The organism is Humibacter sp. RRB41 (genome assembly GCF_022761015.1).
Classification (GTDB): Bacteria; Actinomycetota; Actinomycetes; order Actinomycetales; family Microbacteriaceae; genus Humibacter.
In genome coordinates this window covers 56,262-76,930 of sequence record NZ_JAKWJQ010000007.1, presented here as the reverse complement: position 1 = coordinate 76,930, position 20,669 = coordinate 56,262, and the positions used below count along the sequence as shown (strand labels likewise).

Annotated in this window: 16 protein-coding genes; 12 read left to right on the top strand and 4 right to left on the bottom strand. The window is 66.5% G+C overall.

Annotated elements, in window-relative coordinates; all coding sequences use genetic code 11:
* The first annotated feature begins 28 nt into the window (after positions 1-28).
* The 7 genes from MJ603_RS16410 to MJ603_RS16380 all read left to right on the top strand — a co-directional run bounded on the left by MJ603_RS16410 (position 29) and on the right by MJ603_RS16380 (position 8,980).
* A complete protein-coding gene (locus tag MJ603_RS16410) occupies positions 29-1,249 on the top strand; it encodes an ABC transporter ATP-binding protein (protein WP_243064831.1) in 1,221 nt (406 codons plus the stop codon).
* The gene (locus MJ603_RS16405; RefSeq protein WP_243064830.1) at positions 1,246-2,481 is read left to right on the top strand and encodes a spermidine/putrescine ABC transporter substrate-binding protein; all 1,236 of its coding nucleotides are present in this window, start codon (positions 1,246-1,248) and stop codon (positions 2,479-2,481) included. The genes MJ603_RS16410 and MJ603_RS16405 overlap by 4 nt, the downstream gene beginning before the upstream one ends.
* Complete coding sequence (locus MJ603_RS16400; protein WP_243064829.1) at positions 2,478-3,431, top strand: ABC transporter permease; 954 nt, start codon at positions 2,478-2,480, stop codon at positions 3,429-3,431. The genes MJ603_RS16405 and MJ603_RS16400 overlap by 4 nt, the downstream gene beginning before the upstream one ends.
* Positions 3,428-4,285 carry an ABC transporter permease gene (locus MJ603_RS16395; RefSeq protein ID WP_243064828.1) on the top strand — a complete coding sequence of 286 codons (858 nt, stop codon included), beginning with the start codon at positions 3,428-3,430 and terminating at the stop codon, positions 4,283-4,285. The genes MJ603_RS16400 and MJ603_RS16395 overlap by 4 nt, the downstream gene beginning before the upstream one ends.
* A gap of 166 nt (positions 4,286-4,451) precedes the next feature.
* Complete coding sequence (locus MJ603_RS16390; RefSeq protein ID WP_243064827.1) at positions 4,452-5,510, top strand: DMT family transporter; 1,059 nt, start codon at positions 4,452-4,454, stop codon at positions 5,508-5,510.
* Positions 5,511-5,642: 132 nt separating this feature from the next.
* Positions 5,643-6,470 carry an HAD family phosphatase gene (locus MJ603_RS16385; RefSeq protein WP_243064826.1) on the top strand — a complete coding sequence of 276 codons (828 nt, stop codon included), beginning with the start codon at positions 5,643-5,645 and terminating at the stop codon, positions 6,468-6,470.
* Positions 6,467-8,980 carry a glycoside hydrolase family 65 protein gene (locus MJ603_RS16380; RefSeq protein WP_243064825.1) on the top strand — a complete coding sequence of 838 codons (2,514 nt, stop codon included), beginning with the start codon at positions 6,467-6,469 and terminating at the stop codon, positions 8,978-8,980. Before MJ603_RS16385 ends, MJ603_RS16380 begins: the two co-directional genes overlap by 4 nt.
* 12 nt (positions 8,981-8,992) lie before the next feature.
* Here the strand turns inward: MJ603_RS16380 and MJ603_RS16375 are convergent, their stop codons facing one another.
* Positions 8,993-10,756 carry a PucR family transcriptional regulator gene (locus tag MJ603_RS16375; protein WP_243064824.1) on the bottom strand — a complete coding sequence of 588 codons (1,764 nt, stop codon included), beginning with the start codon at positions 10,754-10,756 and terminating at the stop codon, positions 8,993-8,995.
* Positions 10,757-10,926: 170 nt separating this feature from the next.
* Here MJ603_RS16375 and MJ603_RS16370 point away from each other — a divergent pair, with 170 nt between their 5' ends.
* From MJ603_RS16370 to MJ603_RS16360, 3 genes are all read left to right on the top strand, one after another.
* The gene (locus MJ603_RS16370) at positions 10,927-12,411 is read left to right on the top strand and encodes a CoA-acylating methylmalonate-semialdehyde dehydrogenase (RefSeq protein ID WP_243064823.1); all 1,485 of its coding nucleotides are present in this window, start codon (positions 10,927-10,929) and stop codon (positions 12,409-12,411) included.
* 42 nt (positions 12,412-12,453) lie between these two features.
* A complete protein-coding gene (locus MJ603_RS16365; RefSeq protein ID WP_243064822.1) occupies positions 12,454-13,869 on the top strand; it encodes an aspartate aminotransferase family protein in 1,416 nt (471 codons plus the stop codon).
* A 98-nt stretch (positions 13,870-13,967) separates the two neighbouring features.
* Entirely contained in the window at positions 13,968-14,273 is a 306-nt protein-coding gene (locus MJ603_RS16360) for a DUF1905 domain-containing protein (RefSeq protein WP_243064821.1), read from the top strand.
* 24 nt (positions 14,274-14,297) lie between these two features.
* Here MJ603_RS16360 and MJ603_RS16355 read toward each other — a convergent pair whose 3' ends face one another.
* Both MJ603_RS16355 and MJ603_RS16350 read right to left on the bottom strand, forming a co-directional pair.
* On the bottom strand, positions 14,298-14,666 hold the full coding sequence (locus tag MJ603_RS16355) for a VOC family protein (protein WP_243064820.1): 369 nt from the start codon (positions 14,664-14,666) through the stop codon (positions 14,298-14,300).
* Between the two features lie 49 nt (positions 14,667-14,715).
* Entirely contained in the window at positions 14,716-15,678 is a 963-nt protein-coding gene (locus MJ603_RS16350; RefSeq protein WP_243064819.1) for a magnesium transporter CorA family protein, read from the bottom strand.
* Between the two features lie 116 nt (positions 15,679-15,794).
* Here MJ603_RS16350 and MJ603_RS16345 point away from each other — a divergent pair, with 116 nt between their 5' ends.
* The gene (locus MJ603_RS16345; RefSeq protein ID WP_243064818.1) at positions 15,795-17,345 is read left to right on the top strand and encodes an MFS transporter; all 1,551 of its coding nucleotides are present in this window, start codon (positions 15,795-15,797) and stop codon (positions 17,343-17,345) included.
* A gap of 31 nt (positions 17,346-17,376) precedes the next feature.
* A complete protein-coding gene (locus tag MJ603_RS16340) occupies positions 17,377-18,660 on the top strand; it encodes an alpha-L-fucosidase (RefSeq protein ID WP_243064817.1) in 1,284 nt (427 codons plus the stop codon).
* A gap of 7 nt (positions 18,661-18,667) precedes the next feature.
* Here the strand turns inward: MJ603_RS16340 and MJ603_RS16335 are convergent, their stop codons facing one another.
* The gene (locus tag MJ603_RS16335; RefSeq protein WP_243064816.1) at positions 18,668-20,548 is read right to left on the bottom strand and encodes an ABC transporter ATP-binding protein; all 1,881 of its coding nucleotides are present in this window, start codon (positions 20,546-20,548) and stop codon (positions 18,668-18,670) included.
* Positions 20,549-20,669: the final 121 nt, after the last annotated feature.

The window sequence follows — 20,669 nt, the reverse complement described above, 5'->3', positions numbered from 1 at the left end:
CCGCTTGGCGGTGATTCGAAGGAGAACCATGACGACCCTGGCGAGCGAGGGCGCAACAGCCCTTCCCGACGCAGCAACCGGGATCGCCCATCCGGCGATCGCGATCCACAACGTGACGAAGAGGTTCGGCGATTCGATCGCCGTCGACGACATCGACCTGCAACTCGCCCAGGGTGAGTTCTTCGCCCTGCTCGGCCCTTCGGGCTGCGGCAAGACGACGACCCTGCGCATGGTCGGCGGGTTCGAGCTTCCGAGCCTCGGGAACATCTACCTCGACGGCCGAGACGTGACCATGCTGCCGCCGTACAAGCGCGACGTGAACACGGTGTTCCAGTCGTATGCGCTGTTCCCGCACCTCACGGTGTTCGACAACGTCGCGTTCGGGCTCAAGCGGCGCAAGGTGCCGACGGGCGAGATCCGCGAGAAGGTCGAGCGCCACCTCGAGATGGTCGGCCTCGCCGGTTACGGCAAGCGCCGCCCGCTGCAGCTCTCCGGCGGACAGCAGCAGCGCGTCGCCCTCGCCCGCGCGCTCGTGAACGAGCCCAAGGTGCTGCTGCTCGACGAGCCGATGGGTGCTCTGGATGCGAAGATCCGCAAGTCGATGCAGCTGGAGCTCAAGCGCATCCAGCGCGAGGTCGGCATCACGTTCCTCTACGTGACCCACGACCAGAACGAGGCCATGTCGATGGCGGACCGCCTCGCCGTGATGAACTTCGGCCGCACCGAAGACATCGGAACGCCGGATCGCGTCTACGACCGCCCGGCGACCCGGTTCGTGGCGGAGTTCCTCGGCACATGCAACGTGATCGCGCCCGAGACGAACGGCGGCGTGCTGCGGCTACCGAACGGCACCGGCCTCGAGGTGGACGGCGTGGACGGGCGGCTGCCAGAGGGCGCGAGCATCGGCATCCGTCCCGAGAAGCTCGTGGTGACCCGAGCGGATGTCGCCGGCCCGGTCGCCACGACCAACGCGGTTCGCGGCACGGTCGTCACCGCCACCTACCTCGGCGCCAGCACGGAGTACGACGTTCGTGCCCCGTGGGGCGGGATCCTCAAGGCCTTCGCCCAGAACCTCGCGGACTCCTCGCGCGCACGGCCCGGCGAAGACGTCGTGCTCACGTGGGATGCCGCGCACGCGTTCGTGCTCGCCCCTTCGCCCGAGCCGACCCCTCTCTCCGCCGAGAAGGCCGAAGAGCAGGCGGCAGGCGTGGGCGGCACGTCGGCACAGGCATCCGGAGCTGGATCATGACCCCCTCTCCGGATCCCTCGCTGTGGCGCGGGCTCACCCAGCAACGCATCTCGCGCCGCACGATGCTCAAGGGCGTGCTCGGTGGTGTCGGCGTCGCAGCTCTCGGATCGACCCTGGCGGGCTGCAGCATTCCTGGTTCACTCGGCAGCCAGAACGAGGTGAAGGTCGACTGGACGAAGTTCTGGTCCGATCAGAAGCCGACGACGAAGCTCAACTTCGCCAACTGGCCGCTCTACATCGACCAGGACAAGGGCAAGTACCCGTCGCTGCAAGCTTTCACGAAGAAGACCGGCATCGCGGTGAACTACCAGCCGGTCATCCAGAACAACGCCCCGTTCTATGCGACGGTCTCGCCGCTGCTGCGTGCGCACGAGGACACCGGCTACGACATCGTCGTCATGACCAATGGCTGGGAACTCACCGAGATGATCTCGAACGGCTTCGTGATCGAACTCGATCACTCCAAACTGCCGAACTTCGCTAAATACGGTGCGGCGAACGTGAAGAACCCGCCCTACGATCCGGCCAACAAGCACTCGGTGGTGTGGCAGACCGGATTCACCGGCATCGCGTACAACACGAAGTTGATCACGCGCGAGATCAACAGCCTGCAGGACCTGCTCGACCCGGCCTTCAAGGGCCACGTCGGCATGATGAACGACAACACCGAGCTCGGCAGCCTCGGGCTCCTCGCCACCGGAGTGGAGCCCACGAAGTCGACCCCTGCCGACTGGCAGAAGGCGGCCGCCTGGCTGACGAAGCAGCGCGACTCTGGCCAGGTCGCCGGCTACTACGACCAGAGCTACATCGACAAGCTCTCCAACGGCGACACCTGGATCACCCAGGCGTGGTCTGGCGACGTGTTCCAGGCGATCGCCGGGGGCAACAAGCACCTCAAGTTCGTCATTCCGCAAGAGGGCGTCATGCTCTGGCACGACAACATGATGATCCCGATGCAGGCGCAGAACCCGCTGTCGGCGCTCTCGTGGATGAACTTCTACTACACGCCCGAGATCGCCGGCATGGTGGCGGACTACGTGAACTACGTCTGTCCGGTGCCAGGGGCGAGGGACTACATCCTGCACGAACTCCGCGACCCCGTTGTCGCCAACAGCCCGCTCGTGTTCCCGAACGAGGCGACCGACGAGAAGCTGCACAACTTCTACGTCTTCAAGAACTACGACGATTACGAGGAATGGAACAAGGTGTTCAACCCTGTGATCCAGTCATGACGACCATGACCGTCGGCACTCCGGTCGACAAGAAGCGACTCGGCCAGACCCCGCTCGAGCGCCAGGAAGGTCGCTTCCGCCGCAGTTTGAAGCGCCATTCCACGCCGTACCTGCTCGGACTCGTCGGCATCGTGTGGCTGCTCTTGTTGTTCGTGATCCCGCTCATCTCGGGCCTCGCCGTGTCGCTGATGACCGGCAACCCGGAGCAGGGCTACACGCTCACGTGGAACTGGAGCGTCTACTACGACGTCTTCTTCAACTCCGGCGTCTCGTACGGACTGTTCTTGTGGCGTGCGTTGTGGTACGCCGCTGCTGCCACACTCGTCACGATCATCATCGGATTCCCGATGGCGTATTTCATCGCCTTTCGCGTTTCGCAGCGGTGGAAGAACGCGCTCCTGCTGCTGGTGGCGCTGAGCTTCTTCGTCTCGTTCGTCATCCGCACCGACATGTGGGCGTTCGTGCTCTCCGACCAGGGACCGGTGCTGACCGTGCTGCGCGACCTGCACCTGGCGGGCAAGGACTTCCACATTCTCGGCACCAGCGCAGCGGTGATCGGAGGAATGGCGTACAACGACCTCGCCTTCATGGTGCTGCCGCTCTATGTGGCACTCGAACGGATCGATCCGAGGTTGATCGAGGCATCCGCCGATCTGTACGGCAACAAGACGCGCACGTTCACGCGCGTGGTGCTGCCGTTGACGCGCTCCGGTCTGTTCGCGGGCATCCTGCTGGTGTTCATCGACAGCGCAGGCGACCCGGTGAACGCGTCGCTGCTCGGCGGCACGCACACCTATGTGATCGGCCAAGCGATTCAGGATGCCTACCTCACCAACCAGCAATACAACGTCGCGGCCGCTCTCTCGACCGTGCTGATGATCGTGCTGGGGATCATCCTGTTCGTGTACGCCCGCATCGCCGGGACCGACAACATCGAGGATCTCGTATGAGCGCCGCACTCGGAACCGAGCCGGTCACCACCGCGCAGTTGGTGAGCGAGCCGATCGGGGAACGTCGAGGCCGCAAGCGGCCGCTGCTGCCGATCATCTACTGGGTCGTCATCGCCATCACGATGGTGCCGATCCTCGTGATGATCATCTACAGCTTCAACAACACGCCGACGAACCGCATCACGTTCCAGTGGCACGGGTTCACGACGTACTGGTACGAGAACCTCACCCAGGTGCAGGGACTCGGCGGGTCGTTCCTGGTGTCGATCGAGATCGCGGTGCTCGCCGCAGTCATCTCGATCGCGATAGGCGTTCCGCTCGCGATGTCGCTGGAGCGCTACCGGTTCGCGCTGCGCGGACCGTTGAACGCCGTGGTGTTCGCGAACATCGCGGCGCCCTCGATCGTCGTCGGCGCGGCATCCCTGTCGTTCTTCCTGTCGTCGTCGGTTCCGCTCGGATACCTGACGATCCTTCTCGTGCACGTCACGTTCTGCATCGCGTACGTCGTGGTGGTCGTTCGCGCCCGTCTCAGCGGCATGGGCACCGTGCTCGAGCAGGCGGCCGGCGACCTCGGTGCGAATCCGTTCACCGCGTTCTGGAAGGTGACGTTCCCGATGCTGATTCCGGCGATGTTCGCCGGTGCGGCCCTGGCGCTGGCCATGTCGATCGACGACTATGTGATCACGAGCTTCGTCGCCGGTCCGACAGTGACGTTCCCGCTGTTCGTGTACGGCGCCGCGAAGGTCGGCCTGCCGCCGCAGGTGCTCTGCTTCGGCACGATCGTCTTCGTGGTGGCACTGCTTATCGCGCTGCTGAACGGCGCCGTGACCCGCAGGGGCGGCGCGAAGTCCTGACGCTCCGTCCGCTGCACTCTCCACCTCGCGAGACTGCACGCCCGCGACGAAGGCGCGGGTAATACCCACGGTCTCGGCGCTGGCGTGCAGTCTCGCGTGAGGTGACAGGGGGTGGCGGCACGAGGGCGTGGGAATGCGGGGCGGCCGCATCGGGTTGGATGGGCACGTGCATCAGGGCGAAACGGACGACACGGGGCTGCGGAAGATCGAACGCGAGATCATCGCCGACGGCCGCGAGGTCGAGACGGCGCTCGCTGAGCCCCAGCCGAGTCGTTCGCCACGACTTGTCGTCGCGGTGGCCTCCGTCGTGGTGGCTGCTCTCGGCGGTGGGCTGATCACCATTCAGGCGCGCGTCAACGGGCAGCTGTCGCTGGAACTGGACGACGGATACACCGCAGCCTTCATCTCGTTCTTCGTGGGACTCGTCCTCATCGCGGTGATGGTCACGGTGTCGGCGAAGGCGCGGCGGGGCATCCGCCTGATCCCGGCCGCCGTGCGCAGCGGCGAGCTCCCCTGGTGGATGCTGCTCGGCGGCTTCGGCGGCGCCACGCTCGTGCTCTCGCAGGGACTCACCGTGACCCTCATCGGCGTCGCACTGTTCACCGTCGCCATCGTGGCCGGCCAGACCATCGGCAGCCTGGTGATCGATGCGCGCGGAATCGGCACGGTGCCGCCGAAGCCTGTCACGATCACTCGGGTGATCGGCACGATCGTCGTCGTCGGGTCCGTCGCACTCTCGGTGTCTCCGCAGATCAACGCCCACGCACCGTTCCTCGTGCTGCTGATGCCTCTGATCGCCGGATGCCTCACCGGCTGGCAGCAGGCCGTCAACGGCCAGGTGCGCACCGCTGCCGGCTCTCCCGTCACGGCGACGCTCGTGAACTTCATCGGCGGAACGCTGCTGCTCGGCATCATCGCAGTGGTGCACATCGCCATCGCTGGGCCTCCCACCTCACTCCCCGGCAACCCGCTGCTCTATCTCGGCGGCGTGTTCGGCGTGATCTTCATCACCATCGCCGCCGTCGTCGTTCCGGTCGTCGGCGTGCTGTTGCAGGGACTCGCCGCCGTCAGCGGCCAACTCGTTGCGGCACTCCTGATCGAGGCGCTCTTCCCCGCGAAGGGCACCACCCTGCAGATCATCACCGTGCTGGGCACGATGCTCACGATCGTCGGCCTCGCGATCAGCGTGATCCCGCGACGGCGCAGATCGACCGCGACGCCATGACGATCGGCCCGTCATCCCGACCTGCGACGGCCCTTTCGGTCACCTGATCGAAGCATCAGGGACACGCACGAAGGCACGATCGGCCTTACGCTGAAACGACGAGGCGCCGTCGCCATTCCCGACAGGAGTCATATGCCGCCTGTACCACCAACACCCGCAGAACGTCTCGGATCGCTGAGGGCCGTTCTGTTCGATCTGGATGGCGTTCTCACCCCGACCATCGACGTGCACATCGCGGCGTGGTCGCGACTGTTCAGCCGTTACCTGGCCGAGCATCACGTCACGCCGAGCTACTCGGTCGCCGACTACTACGCCTACATCGATGGGCGCCCGCGCGTCGACGGCGTGCGGGCGATGCTCGCCTCGCGCGGCATCGAGCTGCCCGACGGGACTCCGGACGATCCGGCCGACTCACCCACCGTCTGGGGCCTCGGCAACAGCAAAAATGGTGAATTCAGGTCCGTGCTCGAGAACGAGGGCGTTCGTCCCTACGCCGGATCGGTGTCGTTCCTGGATGCCGTGATCGCCGCCCGCCTGCAGGTCGCGGTCGTGACCAGCTCGCTCAACGGGCAGCGCGTGCTCGACGTCGCAGGGCTGCGGGACCGCTTCGAGTTCGTCGTCGATGGAATCACCGCAGCCGATCATCGCCTCTCGGGCAAACCCGCACCCGACACGTATGTCTTCGGCGCGCATCTGCTCGGTCTCGAACCGGCCGACTGCGCGATCGTGGAGGACGCGATCTCGGGAGTCGCCGCCGGACGTAACGGCGGATTCGGCCTTGTGATCGGACTCGACCGCGGGGTCAGCGAAACCGCGCTTCTCGCCGCCGGCGCGGACGTGGTCGTCTCCGACCTCAATGAGCTGACGCCGTTCTTGAACTCCGGGCGGGCGAGCTCTGTGCCTGCCGGTTCCGTGCCGGCCGGCGCTGTCTCATCGCAACGGGAGGACCAGCCGTCATGATCACCTTGACTCCCGATCCACTCGACCGCGAGCGATTCCCGATCGACGAGTGGGCGCTGAGCGAGACCTCGTACGACGCGGACAGCGCCGGCCTCACCGAGACGCTCTTCGCGATCGGAAACGGATACCTCGGCATGCGCGGCGGCCCTGAGGAGGGCTACGGCTGGCACGCGAACGGCACGTACATCAACGGATTCCACGACACCTGGGCCATCCGGCACGCTGAGGAGGCATATGCGTTCGCCCGCGTCGGGCAGACCATCGTCAACGTCCCCGACTCCAAGCTGATCAAGCTCTACGTCGATGACGAGCCGCTGATCGTCGGCGAGGCGGAGTGCGTGCACTACGAGCGCATCCTGGATTTCCGCAACGGCACGCTGCAGCGCGACATCGAATGGCGCACGCCGTCTGGCAAGCACGTGTCGATCACCTCGCGCCGCATGGTGTCGTTCACCGACCGGCACCTGGCCATCCTCGAGTACGAGGTGACGATGCTCGATCAGGATGCCTCTGTGCTGCTGTCGAGTCAGATTCTCAACCGTCAGGACTGGGTCGACGAATACGCGGCATCCGCCGACGCGCAGCCGGTCGACGACCCTCGCAAGGCCGCCGCGTTCAGCGAGCGCGTGCTGCAACCGCGCTTCAAACGAGCGGACGGTTCACGGTTCATCCTGGGCTACCGGGCGTCGAACTCGGGCATGACGATCGCCTGCGGCGTCGATCACCGGCTCACGACCGACAACGATTGGACCGAGAGCTCGCAGATCGAGGACGATCTCGCGAAGCAGGTCTATGCGGTGCACGCCGAAGCGGGCAAGTCGATCAAGCTCGTCAAGGTGATCAGCTACCACACGACCAACAGTGTGCCGACCCGCGAGCTGGCCGATCGGTGCGAACGCACGCTCGATCGCATCGAGTCGCGCCCGCTCGAAGACGCGTTCACGGCCCAGCGCGACTGGCTGGATGCGTTCTGGGCGCGCAGTGACGTCGAGGTTCCCGGGCATGCGGCGCAGCAACAGGCGATCCGCTGGAATCTGTTCCAACTCGCACAGGCCACGGCGCGCACCGACGGCGGCGGAATCGCGGCGAAGGGCGTCACAGGGTCCGGCTACGGCGGCCACTACTTCTGGGACACCGAGATCTACGTGCTCCCGTTCCTCACGTACACCTCACCCGACGTGGCACGCAACGCGCTGCGCTTTCGGCACGGGATGCTTCCGGCCGCGCGAGAGCGCGCCGCCGAACTCAACCAGCGGGGCGCGCTCTTCCCGTGGCGCACGATCAACGGGCTCGAGGCCGGCGCGTACTACGCGGCGGGCACGGCGCAGTACCACATCGATGCGGATGTCTCGCACGCCCTTTCGCAGTATGTCTCGGCAACCGGCGACGAGGACTTCCTCATCCGCGACGGGGCCATCGACATCCTCGTCGAGACCGCACGCATGTGGGCCGACCTCGGCTTCTGGCGAGAGGACGGCACGCGATCGTTCCACGTGCATGGCGTGACGGGACCCGACGAGTACACGACGGTGGTCAACGACAACCTCTTCACGAACGTGATGGCGCGCGCCAACCTGCGCGCGGCGGTACGTCGCACCCGTGGTCTGATGCAGCGCGACCCGGATGCCTTCCGGGCGATGGCGTCCCGGCTGCACCTTCACGAAGACGAGATCGTCGAGTGGTCGGAGGCCGCCGAGTCGATGTACATCGGATACGACGAGGATCTCGGCATCCACCCGCAGGACTCGCAGTTCCTCGAGAAAGAACTGTGGGACCTCGAGAACACGCCTCCGTCGAAATATCCGCTGCTGCTGCACTTCCACCCCCTCGTGATCTACCGGTTCCAGGTGATCAAGCAGGCCGACGTCGTGCTCGCCCTCCTGCTTCAGGGTGATGAGTTCGGCGGCGACGTGAAGCGGCGCGATTTCGAGTACTACGACGCCCTGACCACGGGGGATTCGACGCTCTCGGCGTCGACGCAGTCCATCGTCGCCGCGGAGGTCGGCTACCGCGATCTCGCGCTGCAGTACTTCAACTCGGCCTTGTTCGTCGACTTGAGCGATCTGCATCACAACGCGTCGGACGGAGTTCACGTCGCGTCGGCCGGTGGAGTGTGGAACGCGTTGGTCTTCGGCTTCGGCGGCATGCGCGACTACCTCGGAACGTTCACGATCGACCCGCGGCTGCCCGAGGAGTGGGAATCCCTGACATTCCGGGTCACCCTTCTGGGCGCTCGGCTCCGCGTGCGTACCGAATCCTCGAGCGTCACGCTGACGATCGAGGAGGGCGCATCGGCCAAGGTGAGCGTCTGCGGACGCGAGGTGGAGGTGTTCGCAGGCCGGCCGATCCGCGTTCCGCTGCTCGTCGACGACTCACCGACGTTCGAAGGTGCACCGTCGACCAGCGACATCGAGGGCGCTCTGCGGCCGGACGGATCCGTCATCACGGCGACCATGCCCATGATCACCGAGCGGTACGACGAGACGGACACTCCCCCGCTGGCCGAGTAGCGAAGAACGGGGTCAGCGGCCCCGGCGCGCCAGCAGCGCCGCGTGCAGCGCGCTGACGACCTCGCCGTCGTCCAGCGAGACGCCGAGCAGGTCCTCGATGAGCGCGATGCGCTGGTAGAACACGCTTCGCGAGAGGTGGCTCGCAGTGGCTGCCCGCGTGCGGTTGCCCGGGTACGCGAGATACGCCGTGAGCACGTCGAGAAGATCGCCGCTGCGACGCAGGTCGTACTCGATGAGCGGAGCGAGCATCCGTTCGCTGTGCGCCTGCAGGCGCGGATCGCTCCCGAACGAGTTGAGCAGCCGCAGCAACGGCCGATCCTCGACCCGCACGATCAGCGGACCGCGACGCTTGTGATCCTCCTGCGGGCTGAGCAGCTCGGTCGCCTGCTCGATCGAGGCGAGCAGGCCGGGGATGCCGTCGGCATCCGCTCCGATGGCCAGCGTCACGTCGGCGGGCGCCGCCTCCGCAGCACGCGCAACGGCATTCGCGAAGGCGAGCAGAACGGCATCTGCCAGCTGGGCGCCGGGCGCGACCGACGCGATCAGCACGCTCGTCGACGCATCGGCGAACGGATGCGCCGCCGTGATCGTCGGCACCCCGAGCTCGCGGGCAGCGGATGCCGCGGCGGCCGCCGAGTGCGAGCTCCCTCGCACGCGCACGGAGACCCCGACCAACGTGCGACCCGTCACCGGCAGGCCGGCGGCCTCGAGCCTGTCAGCCAACGACCGTTCGCTGGAGAACCGGCGCCCGAGCAGAACGGCGACGATGCGCTCGTGGCTGCTCCTCGTCCACTCGTCGGCGCCGCGGTCGGCGAGCCGGCTGAGCGCAAGGGCGACCGCTGCCTGCTCGAGCACGTTCGTGCGCCCGGCGAGATGCGGCCTTCCCGGCAGCGCCACGAGGTAACCCCAGCGGGTGCCGCGCGCCTCCACCGGCACGATGGTCCAGTCGTCGTTGCCCGTGATCGCGCCACGGGAGACGGCATCCGCCGCCCGTTCGTGCGCCTGCCTGGAGCGCTGCTCCCAGTCCCGCAGCACCTGCGCGTCGTGTCCCATCGCCTCGACGGCGATGACGCGGTGCGTGAGGTCTTCGAGCACGACGGGCGAGCCGAGCGTGCGGCCGACCTGCGACACGATGTAGTCGATCGGGCTGCCCCGCAGACTCAGCTGCGTGAAGAGGGCGTGGATCTCGTCGCGAGCGCGCAGCGCGGCCATCTGGTCGGCGATGATGCGGGCGTGCACGGCCTCGGTGATCGCCACGAAACGGGCCTCGCGGTGCAGAACGATGAACGGCAGATCCAGTGAACGCGCAGCGTCAGCGAACGCCTTCGGCGCTTCGGGGAACCGGTGGCCGAGCTCGAGTACGACTCCGGCGATCTTCGCGTCGACCAGGCGGGACGCGAACGTGCGCAACGAGACGGCATCCGTCGGCCAGGCGACCCCGGTCGACAGGATCAGCTCGCCACCCCTCACCAGGTGGGCGACGTCGGCCGTCTCCGAGACGTGCACCCAGCGCACTGCGCGATCGAGGGCATCCTCGCCGGCGAGCACCTCCGGCACGGCTCCGACCACCTCTTCGAGCCGCAGCACATCGCGGATCGTCGGGAGCACGGCCTGACGGGAGACCGCCTGGCGCGTCGCCGTGCGATCAGCGTCGAGCGCGGGTGCGGACGACGGGTCGAGCGCGTCATCCGCATGGTCGGGAAGGTTGCCGGGCTCGCTGCGACCATCGATCGGACGATCTGTGCGACCCTCGGCGAAGCCGTGACGTTCTGGCACCGCTATCGTTTCCACTTCTCTGTGAACATGGGAGAAACCAGACTATCCCTCGTTCCGTCGAATCGTCCGGATGCCGCCATCGGCTCGACCGCTCGACACGACCGTTCGGCAGCTTCCACAACGTGGAGCACGCCGACGCAATGGGGAGATCACGACCGAAAGGACCTGACATGGCCCTGATCCGCCACGTTGTGAACGGCGCCGAGTTCGGCGACCCGGAGCGCACTTCGGACATCTACAACCCTGCGACCGGTGCTGTGCAGCACCAGGTGATCATGGCATCCGAATCGGACGCCGCCGCCGCCATCGCCGCCGCCAAGGCCGCTCTCCCCGGATGGCGGTCCACCAGCCTCACCAAGCGCGCCGACGTGCTGTTCCGCGCGCGCCACCTGCTCACCGAGCGTCGCGACGAGCTTGCGGCGATCATCACGAGCGAGCACGGCAAGGTGCTCTCCGACGCGGCGGGTGAGGTCGCACGCGGCCTCGAGAACGTCGAGTTCGCCTCCGGTCTCATCCAGCACCTCAAGGGCGACTACAGCGAGCAGATCTCCACGGGTGTCGACGTGCACAGCGTCAAGCAGCCCGTCGGCGTGGTCGGATGCATCACGCCGTTCAACTTTCCGGTGATGGTTCCGCTCTGGATGCTCGCCAGTGCGATCGCGTGCGGCAACACCGTCGTACTCAAGCCGAGCGAGAAGGACCCCTCGGCATCCGTGTTCCTGGCGAAGGTGTTCGCGGATGCCGGCCTGCCCGCCGGCGTGCTCAACGTGCTGCACGGAGACAAGGTGGCGGTCGACGCCCTTCTCGACAGCCCCGACGTCGCTGCCGTCAGCTTCGTGGGCTCCACCCCGATCGCGAAGTCGATCTACCAGCGCGCAGCCGCGAACGGCAAGCGCGTGCAGGCACTCGGCGGCGCGAAGAACCACATGGTGGTGCTCGAAGACGCCGACATCGACTCGGCAGCGGATGCCGCGGTGTCGGCCGCGTACGGCTCGGCCGGCGAGCGCTGCATGGCGGTCAGCGTGCTCGTCGCCGTCGGGGCGGCGGGCGACAAGCTCATCCCGGCCATCCAGAAGCGCATCGACGACCTCGTGATCGGCGACGGAACGGATGCCTCCAGCGGCATGGGCCCCCTGGTCACGGAGCAGCACCGCGAGAAGGTTCTCTCGTACGTGACAGGTGCAGCATCCGAGGGTGCGACGGTCGTCGTCGACGGTTCGCAGAAGCACTTCGAGGGCGACGGGTTCTTCATCGGGGCCACGCTGCTGGACAACGTACCGCTTCAGTCGAAGACGTACCGGGACGAGATCTTCGGACCGGTGCTCTCCGTGGTGCGCGTGGACACTCTCGACGACGCGATCGAGCTGATCAACGCCAACCCGTACGGCAACGGCGTGGCCATCTTCACGCGTGACGGCGGGGCCGCCCGCGAGTTCGAGTTCAACATCGAGGTCGGAATGGTCGGCGTGAACGTGCCGATTCCGGTCCCGGTCGGATCGTTCTCGTTCGGGGGGTGGAAGAATTCGTTGTTCGGCGACTCCCACATCTACGGACCGGAGTCGTTCCACTTCTACACGCGCTCCAAGGTGGTCACGAGCCGGTGGCCGGAGCCCGCGCAGTCCCGCGTGGAGCTCGCCTTCCCGGGGAACCACTAGACGCCACCGCCGCTCGACCACCGGACTGGAAAGAACTCGACGATGACCATCACCGAACAGCAGGCCCGCACCGGATACACCGACCGCACGGGGGCATCCCATCGCTTCGGCGACGCGGCCGAGGAGCTGCGTGTGCGCGATGACGACCGCGGGCACGTGTTCCATTCGTGGAGCGCGCAGGCGCAGATCAACCCGACGCCGGTCGCGGCCGGTGAGGGCTCGACGTTCTGGGACTACCAGGGCAACGCGTACCTCGACTTCAGTTCGCAGCTCGTGAATCTGAATCTGGGGCATCAGCATCCGGATCTCGTGCGCGCCATTCAGGAGCAGGCCGGCCGGCTGGCGACGATCCAGCCGTCGATGGCCAACGATGTGCGCGGCGAGCTCGCCCGCCGCATCGCCGAGGTCGCGCCAGGCGACCTGAACCACGTGTTCTTCACCAACGGCGGAGCGGATGCCAACGAGAACGCCGTGCGCATGGCACGCCGCTACACCGGCCGTCACAAGGTGCTCTCGATGTACCGCTCGTACCACGGCAACACGAACACCGCCATCGCCCTCACCGGCGATCCGCGCCGCTGGGCCAACCAGCCCGATGCCGACGGCTCGGTCGCGCACTTCTTCGGGCCGTACCCGTACCGCTCTGCGTTCCACGCCACCTCCGAGGCCGAAGAGGGACAGCGCGCGCTGGAGCACCTCGAGCAGGTGATCACACTCGAAGGCCCGCAGACCGTCGCGGCCATCCTGCTCGAGACGATCATCGGCACGAACGGTGTGCTGATGCCGCCGCCCGGCTACCTGCAGGGCGTGCGCGAGCTGTGCGACAGGTACGGCATCGTGTTCATCGCCGACGAGGTGATGGTCGGCTTCGGCCGCGTCGGCGAGTGGTTCGCGGTGGATGCCTACGACGTCACACCCGACCTCATCACCTTCGCGAAGGGCATCAATTCCGGGTACGTGCCGCTCGGCGGCGTCGTGATCTCGGATGCCATCGCCCACTTCTTCGACGACGTCTCGTTCCAGGGCGGCCTGACGTATTCCGGGCATCCCCTCGCCTGTGCCGCCGGAATCGCGACGTTCGAGGTGTTCGAGAGGGACGGCATCCTGCAGCGCGTGCGCGACCTCGGCTCACGGGTCGTCGAGCCGACGATCACCGGATGGCTCGAAACGCACCCCTCGCTCGGCGAGGTGCGAGGCCGCGGCCTGTTCTGGGCGCTCGAACTGGTGCGCGATCGCGAGACACACGAGCCGCTCGTGCCGTTCAACGCGAGCGGTGCGGATGCCACACCCATGGGCGAGGTCGCCGCATCGTGCAAGACGGCCGGCGTCTGGCCGTTCACACACTTCAACCGGATGCACGTCGCGCCCCCGCTGGTCATCACCGAGGACGAACTGCGCCGCGGACTGGACGCCATCGACACGGCGCTCGCGGTCGCCGACCGCTACTACCGGGCGTAGCAGCGTGACGGGCCGTGGCAGGCACTTCCGGGTTCTGCCAGGGTCTCGCCACGGATCAGTGCCGGAAGGAGGTCGGCGGCCGCCGGTATTCTTCGGGCATGGCCGGCATGCGCTACGAGTTCGAGTCCACGCTCGTCCCCTGGGCGGCCCGGCGCGAACTCTGGGTGTTCGCGCACGTGCCGGCCGAAATCTCCGAGGAACTCGACGATGCTCCGCTTCCGCGCGGCGGGTTCAACTCCATCAAGGTCACTGCCACTCTCGGCTCGTCACGCTGGTCGACCTCGATCTTCCCCGAATCCGACGGCACCTACGCTCTGGCCATCAAGAAGTCGATCCGCACGCGCGAAGACGTCGACCTCGGCGACACGGTGCACGTCGGCATCGAGGTGGAACTCGACATCTGACCCGGCGGCGGGCGACGACGGCGCTCAGTCGGTCGGGGCGATGAGGCAGAACGGATGCCCCGCCGGGTCGAGGTAGACCCGGAACGTCTCGTGATCCGACCCCGCCTTCACTGCGCCGAGGGCGAGCACCTGCGCTTCGCCGACATCCAGGTCTTCGACCCGCACGTCGATGTGCATCTGCTGAGGTACTTCTTGCCCAGGCCACTGCGGTGGCGTGTACACGTCGTCGACCTTCTGGAAGACGAGCAGCGGTTTCGATTCCGGCCCCGAAGCGAGCTCGACCCAGTCGGGCTCCTCGACCACGATCTGCATCGGCAGAAGCTGTTCGTAGAAGTGTCCGAGCGCGATGGGGTCGGGGCAATCGAGAATGAGGGACTCCCATGTTCCGATCATGGGCCGAACGCTAGCGCGCCCCACCGACACCGTCCACGGGTGAGCGTGCTCACCCGTCGTTTCCGGTCCACCCCTTGTGGTGGAACCACCACCACATGAATCCCGCCGACACCAGCATCGTCCCGAGGCCGAGCAGGAAGAACGACCACGGACCGACCAGCACGTGACCGACCTCCCAGCTGAAGTTCATGCCGAAGAACCCGGTGAGAAAACTCAGCGGAAGGAAGATCGACGCGATGATCGCGAGCTGCTTGGATGTCTCACCCTGCTTGTTCGCCACCGTCGAGAGATAGAGATCGGTGCAGCCCGCGACCATCTCGTGGTACGAGTCCAGCTCGTCGGTGATGCGGATCAAGTGGTCGTAGACGTCGCGGAAGTAATCGTGGCTGTCCGGCTCGAGTCCGGCGAGGTCGGCGATGACCTCGATCTCGCGAGCGAAGACATCCCGCATCGGCACCACCGCCTTGCGCAGCTTCAGCAGCAGACGCTTGAGCCGGAAGGTCTCCTCCAACTCGCGGCGTCCTGCGCCAGAGACGATGGCATCCTCGAGCGCATTGATCTCGTCGTCGAGGTCGGCCAGGATCGGGAAATAGCTGTCCGCCACCACATCGATGATCTTGTAGACGTAGTAACGCTCGGTCTTGGATGCCGGCGAATGCGAGAAGGTGGTGGTGAGGTTCTGCAGCTCCGCGTACGGGTTGCGGTGCAGGGTGGCGATGAAATCACCGCTCAGATGGCAATGGATCTCCTCCAGCGGGTGCAGATTCTCGTCTTCCGGCTGAGACTCGATTCCGCCTTGCAGCACCAGCAGCGCCGTGTCTCCGTAGGTGTCGAGCTTCGGCCGCTGCCCGAACTTGACACTGTCTTCGACGGCGAGCGGATGCAAGCCGAGCAGCTGGCCGAGGTGCTCGACCTGAGCGGCGCTCGGCGCCGTGAGATCGAGCCAGAAGAACTCGCTCTGTGCACGCAACTCTGCGATGAGCGCGTCGTCGATGGAGTCGAGGATTCGCATGGGGAACTCCGGATCTGGCGAAGGTAGAGCAAGCGTAGTCGGCCACGCCGGATGCCCGGGTGCACGACTACGATCGATACGCGCGTCGTAGCGCTCGTCAGATCGAAAGGCGCGCCATGGCATCCGCTGGATTCACGCTCTCCCCCGACCCGTCCGGCACGACGGTGAGCAGACGCGCCTGGTGGGCGCTCGTCGTGCTCCTGGCCGGCATGTTCATGGCACTGCTCGACACGAGCATCGTCAACGTGGCGCTGCAGACCATCCGCACGAGCCTGAACGCGAACGAAGCGACGCTGTCGTGGGTGATCTCGGGCTACGCGCTGGCATTCGGACTGCTGCTCATTCCCGCCGGTCGGATCGGCGACCGGTTCGGCCACAAGTGGATCTTCGTGATCGGTGTCGCGGTGTTCACGCTCGCGAGCGTGTGGTGCGGCCTCGCCCAGTCGAGCACGGAGCTCGTGATCGCCAGGGTCGTGCAGGGCGTCGGAGGCGGTATCTACGTGCCGGCCGTCGCATCCCTGATCCAGCTGATGTTCCCGCCGCGCATCCGAGGAAGGGCCTTCGGCCTGATGGGCGCCGTGATCGGCGTCGGCACTGCGCTCGGGCCGATCGTCGGCGGGCTGCTCATCCAGGCGTTCGGCGAGGCCGAGGGATGGCGCTCCATCTTCTTCGTGAACGCTCCGATCGGCGTGCTCGTGATCGTCGCAGGCATCCTGCTCGTGCCAGGCGGCGCAGAGGGCAAGCGCCTCTCGACGGATGCCTTCGGCCTCCTGCTCGCCATCGCCGGCATGGTCGCCCTGCTGGTTCCGCTCATCGAGGGCGAGGATCTCGGCTGGCCGGTCTGGACGTTCCTGAGCCTCGCCGGCGGCGTCGTGCTGCTCGTGCTGTTCGCGTTCTGGGAGAGACACGTCGCGAAGACGGATGCCGAGCCGCTCGTGCCGCCTCACCTGTTCTCCCATCCGCAGTTCACCGGGGGCGTACTGCTCGCGTTCGTCTACTTCGCGGCGTTCACGAGCATCTTCTTCACGATCTCCCTGCTCTGGCAGGCCGGTCTGCAGCACACCGCCCTGGAATCGGGGCTCGTGTCGCTGCCGTTCTCCATCGGCAACATCGTCGGCGCCGCACTGAGCGACCGGCTCGCCGTCAGGATGGGCCGCAACGTGCTCAGCCTTGGCACGGGTCTCGTGGCGTTGGGTCTCGTCTCGCTGTGGCTGATCCTCTGGCTGGCGCCCACCACCGACCTCGTCAACTGGGACCTGCTCGTCCCGCTCTTCGTCGCGGGGTTCGGCAGCGGACTCTTCATCGCGCCGAACGCGCGCTTCATCGTGTCGACCGTGGACAACTCGGAGGCCGGTGCAGCCAGCGGCGTCATCCAGACCGTTCAGCGTGTCGGGTCGGCGATCGGCATCGCGGTGATCGGCAGCATCCTGTTCGGACAACTGCCGAGTTCCTTCGCCCCGAGCAAGGCGGAGACCGCGAAGATCGCTCAGCAACACGCGGCGGGCGGAGCGGATGCCATCAAGCACGCGATCACACAATACGTCGATCAGAACCTCGCCACTGCGTTCGGCCACGGCGCCGCTCTCGCGATGATGACGAGCGCCGTCTTCGCGGTCGCCGCGTTCCTGCTCGTGTTCGCGCTGCCGAAGCGAGTGAGTCTGCATTGATCGGGCCATCAGACAGGGGAGGCATCCAGACATGACAGCCACGACCGAGCAGTCGGCCTGGTTCACGTACAACCGCTTCGGCATGTTCATCCACTGGGGCGTCTATGCGCTCGGTGCACGCCACGAGTGGCTGATGAACCGGGAACGGATGTCGGCTGAGCAGTACGAGCGCTACGCCCGCCACTTCGATCCCGACCTCTTCGACGCACGGGAATGGGCCGCCGCCGCAAAGGCCGCAGGCATGAAGTACGTGGTGCTCACCACGAAGCACCACGACGGCTTCTGCCTGTGGGACTCCGACCTCACCGACTACAAGGTCACCACCTCGCCGTTCGGTCGCGATGTCGTCGCCGAGTTCGTCGAGGCGGTTCGGGATGCCGGCCTCAAGGTCGGTTTCTACCACTCGCTTCTCGACTGGCACCACCCCGACTTCACAATCGACGGATTCCACCCGCAGCGGGACGATCCGAACGCCGCCGCGGTCAACGAGGAGCGCGACCTGGCGCGCTATCGGGACTATCTGCACGGCCAGGTGCGCGAGCTGCTCACCCGCTACGGCCGCGTCGACTACCTGTTCTTCGACTTCTCCTACGCGGTGAACCACGAGCCCGTCGTCTGGGGTGCGAAGGGCGCTGAGGACTGGGCGTCGGAGCAGTTGCTCACGATGGTGCGCGAGCTGCAGCCGGGCATCCTGGTCAACGATCGCCTCGGCATCCCTGGCGATCTCGTCACGCCCGAGCAGTACCAGCCCGATTCTCCGCTCGAGGTCGGCGGCAAGCCTGTGCTGTGGGAGGCGTGCCAAACACTGAACGGAAGCTGGGGCTACGACCGCGACAACACCGACTACAAAGACGTCGGGATGCTCGTGCGCATGCTGATCGACGGCGTCGCCAAGGGCGGCAACCTGCTTCTCAACGTCGGCCCGAACGGTCGCGGCGCGTTCGACGAGCACGCTCTCGAGTCGCTCGACGGGATCGGCGAATGGATGCGCCTGCACTCGCGATCCATCTACGGCGCCGGGCGCAGTTCGTTCACGCCGCCCACCGACATCCGTTACACGCAACGCGGAGACCGGCTCTACGCACACCTCTTCGCATGGCCGTTCGAGACACTGCACCTGCCGGGCCTCGCCGAGCACGTCGAGTACGCGCAACTGCTGAACGACGCATCGGAGCTGGGCATGCGGGTCATCGACCCGAACGCCACGGCGCAGAACATGTCGCAGGGCGGGCAGCCCGCCGGCACGCTGACGCTCACCCTGCCGGTGCGCCGGCCGGATGTCGCGGTGCCGGTGGTGGAGCTGTACTTGCGCTGATCCCTCGCTACTCGACCAGCGGGGCGGCCGCGACGGCGGCCTGCTCGTCGTAGAGGCGGGCGTAGATGCCGTCGGCCGCCAGCAGTTCGGCGTGCGTGCCCCGCTCGGCGATGCGCCCGTGGTCGACCACGAAGATGACGTCGGCCGCGGCGATCGTCGAGAGTCGGTGTGCGATCGCGATCGTGGTGCGTCCTGTCGCGGCGGAATCGAGCGCCTGCTGCACGACGCGCTCCGAGATGGTGTCGAGCGCGCTGGTCGCTTCGTCGAGGATGAGCACCTCCGGGTCCTTCAGCAGCACGCGTGCGATCGCGATGCGCTGCTTCTCTCCGCCGGAGAGCCGGTAGCCGCGCTCGCCCACGAGAGTGTCGTATCCGTCGGGGAACCCGGCGATCGTGTCGTGGATGTTCGCGGCACGCGCCGCCGCCTCGAGCTGCTCCTGCGTGGCATCCGGCGCCGCATACCTGAGGTTCTCGGCGATCGAGGCGTGGAAGAGGTATGTCTCCTGGCTCACGATGCCGATGTGGTCGACGAGGGATTCGTGCTTGAGCTCGCGAACATCCTTGCCGGCGAACATGACGGCACCTTCGCTGGCTTCGTAGAAGCGTGGCACGAGGTAGGACACGGTCGTCTTGCCCGCTCCGCTCGGCCCGACGAAGGCGGCGAACTGGCCGGGTCGAATCGTGAAGTCGACGTCGTCGAGGGTCGCGCGCTCGGTGGCACGGGCATCCGGATACCTGAACGTGACGCCGCGGAACGCGATCTCGCCCACCGGCCCATCGGCGGGAACGTCGATCGCGTGCTGTCGGTCGGCGATCGCCGGCTTCAGGTCGAGATACTCGAAGATGCGGGCGAACAGAGCGCCGGATGTCTGCAGGTTGAGCGCGGTCTGCATGATGCCGATCAGCGGGAACAGCAGGCGTGCCTGCACCGTGGTGAACGCGACGATCGTTCCCGACGTGATGTCGGGCGCGCCACGGCCGAGAAGCCACGCTGCGACGAGGTAGACGATCGCGGGAATGGATGACAGGAAGATCTGCACCATCGCGAAGAACCACTGGCCGCTCATCGTCTCTTTGACCTGCAGCGAGATCTGGATCTCGTTCTCGTTCGAGTAGCGTGCGGTCTCTGCGCGCTGCCGATTGAAGCTCTTGGAGAGCAGGATGCCCGACACGCTCAGCGTCTCCTGCGTGATCGCCGTCATGTCGGACAGCGACTCCTGGGTCGCCGTCGCAATGCGCGCCCGCACCTGACCGACGCGGCGCTGGGCGATGACGAGGAACGGCATCAGCACGACGGCGATCAGGGTGAGCTGCCAGTTCAGCAGGATCATGGCGACGAACGCCGCGATCACCGTCACGATGTTGCCGAGCACGCTCGAGATCGTGTTGGTGAGCACGTTCGAGACGCCGCCGACATCGTTCTGGAGCCGAGATTGGATGACACCGGTCTTCGTACGCGTGAAGAAGCTGAGCTCCATCGACTGCAGGTGACGGAACAGCTTCACACGCAGCGACCCCATCACCTTGTTGCCCACGGTCGCGGTCAGAAAGGTCTGCCACACGCCGAGACCACCCGAGACGAGATACACGACGATCATGGCGACGACGAGGATGACCGTGACCCGCAGGTCTGGATGCCCGGTCTTCGGAAACAGCCCGTCGTCGAACACGCGCTGGGTCAGCAACGGCGGGACCACGGACAGCGCCGCCGAGATCAGCACGAGCACCACGGTGACCGACAGTGCAGCCTTGTACGGCGCGAACAGCTGGGTCACCCGGCGCATCAGATGCGGGATCTTCGGTGCGCGGGCGTTCGCGGCCTTCTGCGCAGCGATGTCGCCGCCCCTACCGCGGCCACCACCGCCACCGGGTCGTCCCATCATGCTCATGGCGCTTCCTCTCGCTCCGCGGCGCGCACGACAGACATCCACCCGCGCGACGCGTCAACGATATATCGTTTGGCGCGTCGAGGGTGCCGCTCGAGGCCGTGTTCGCCGAGGGCGTTCTGCC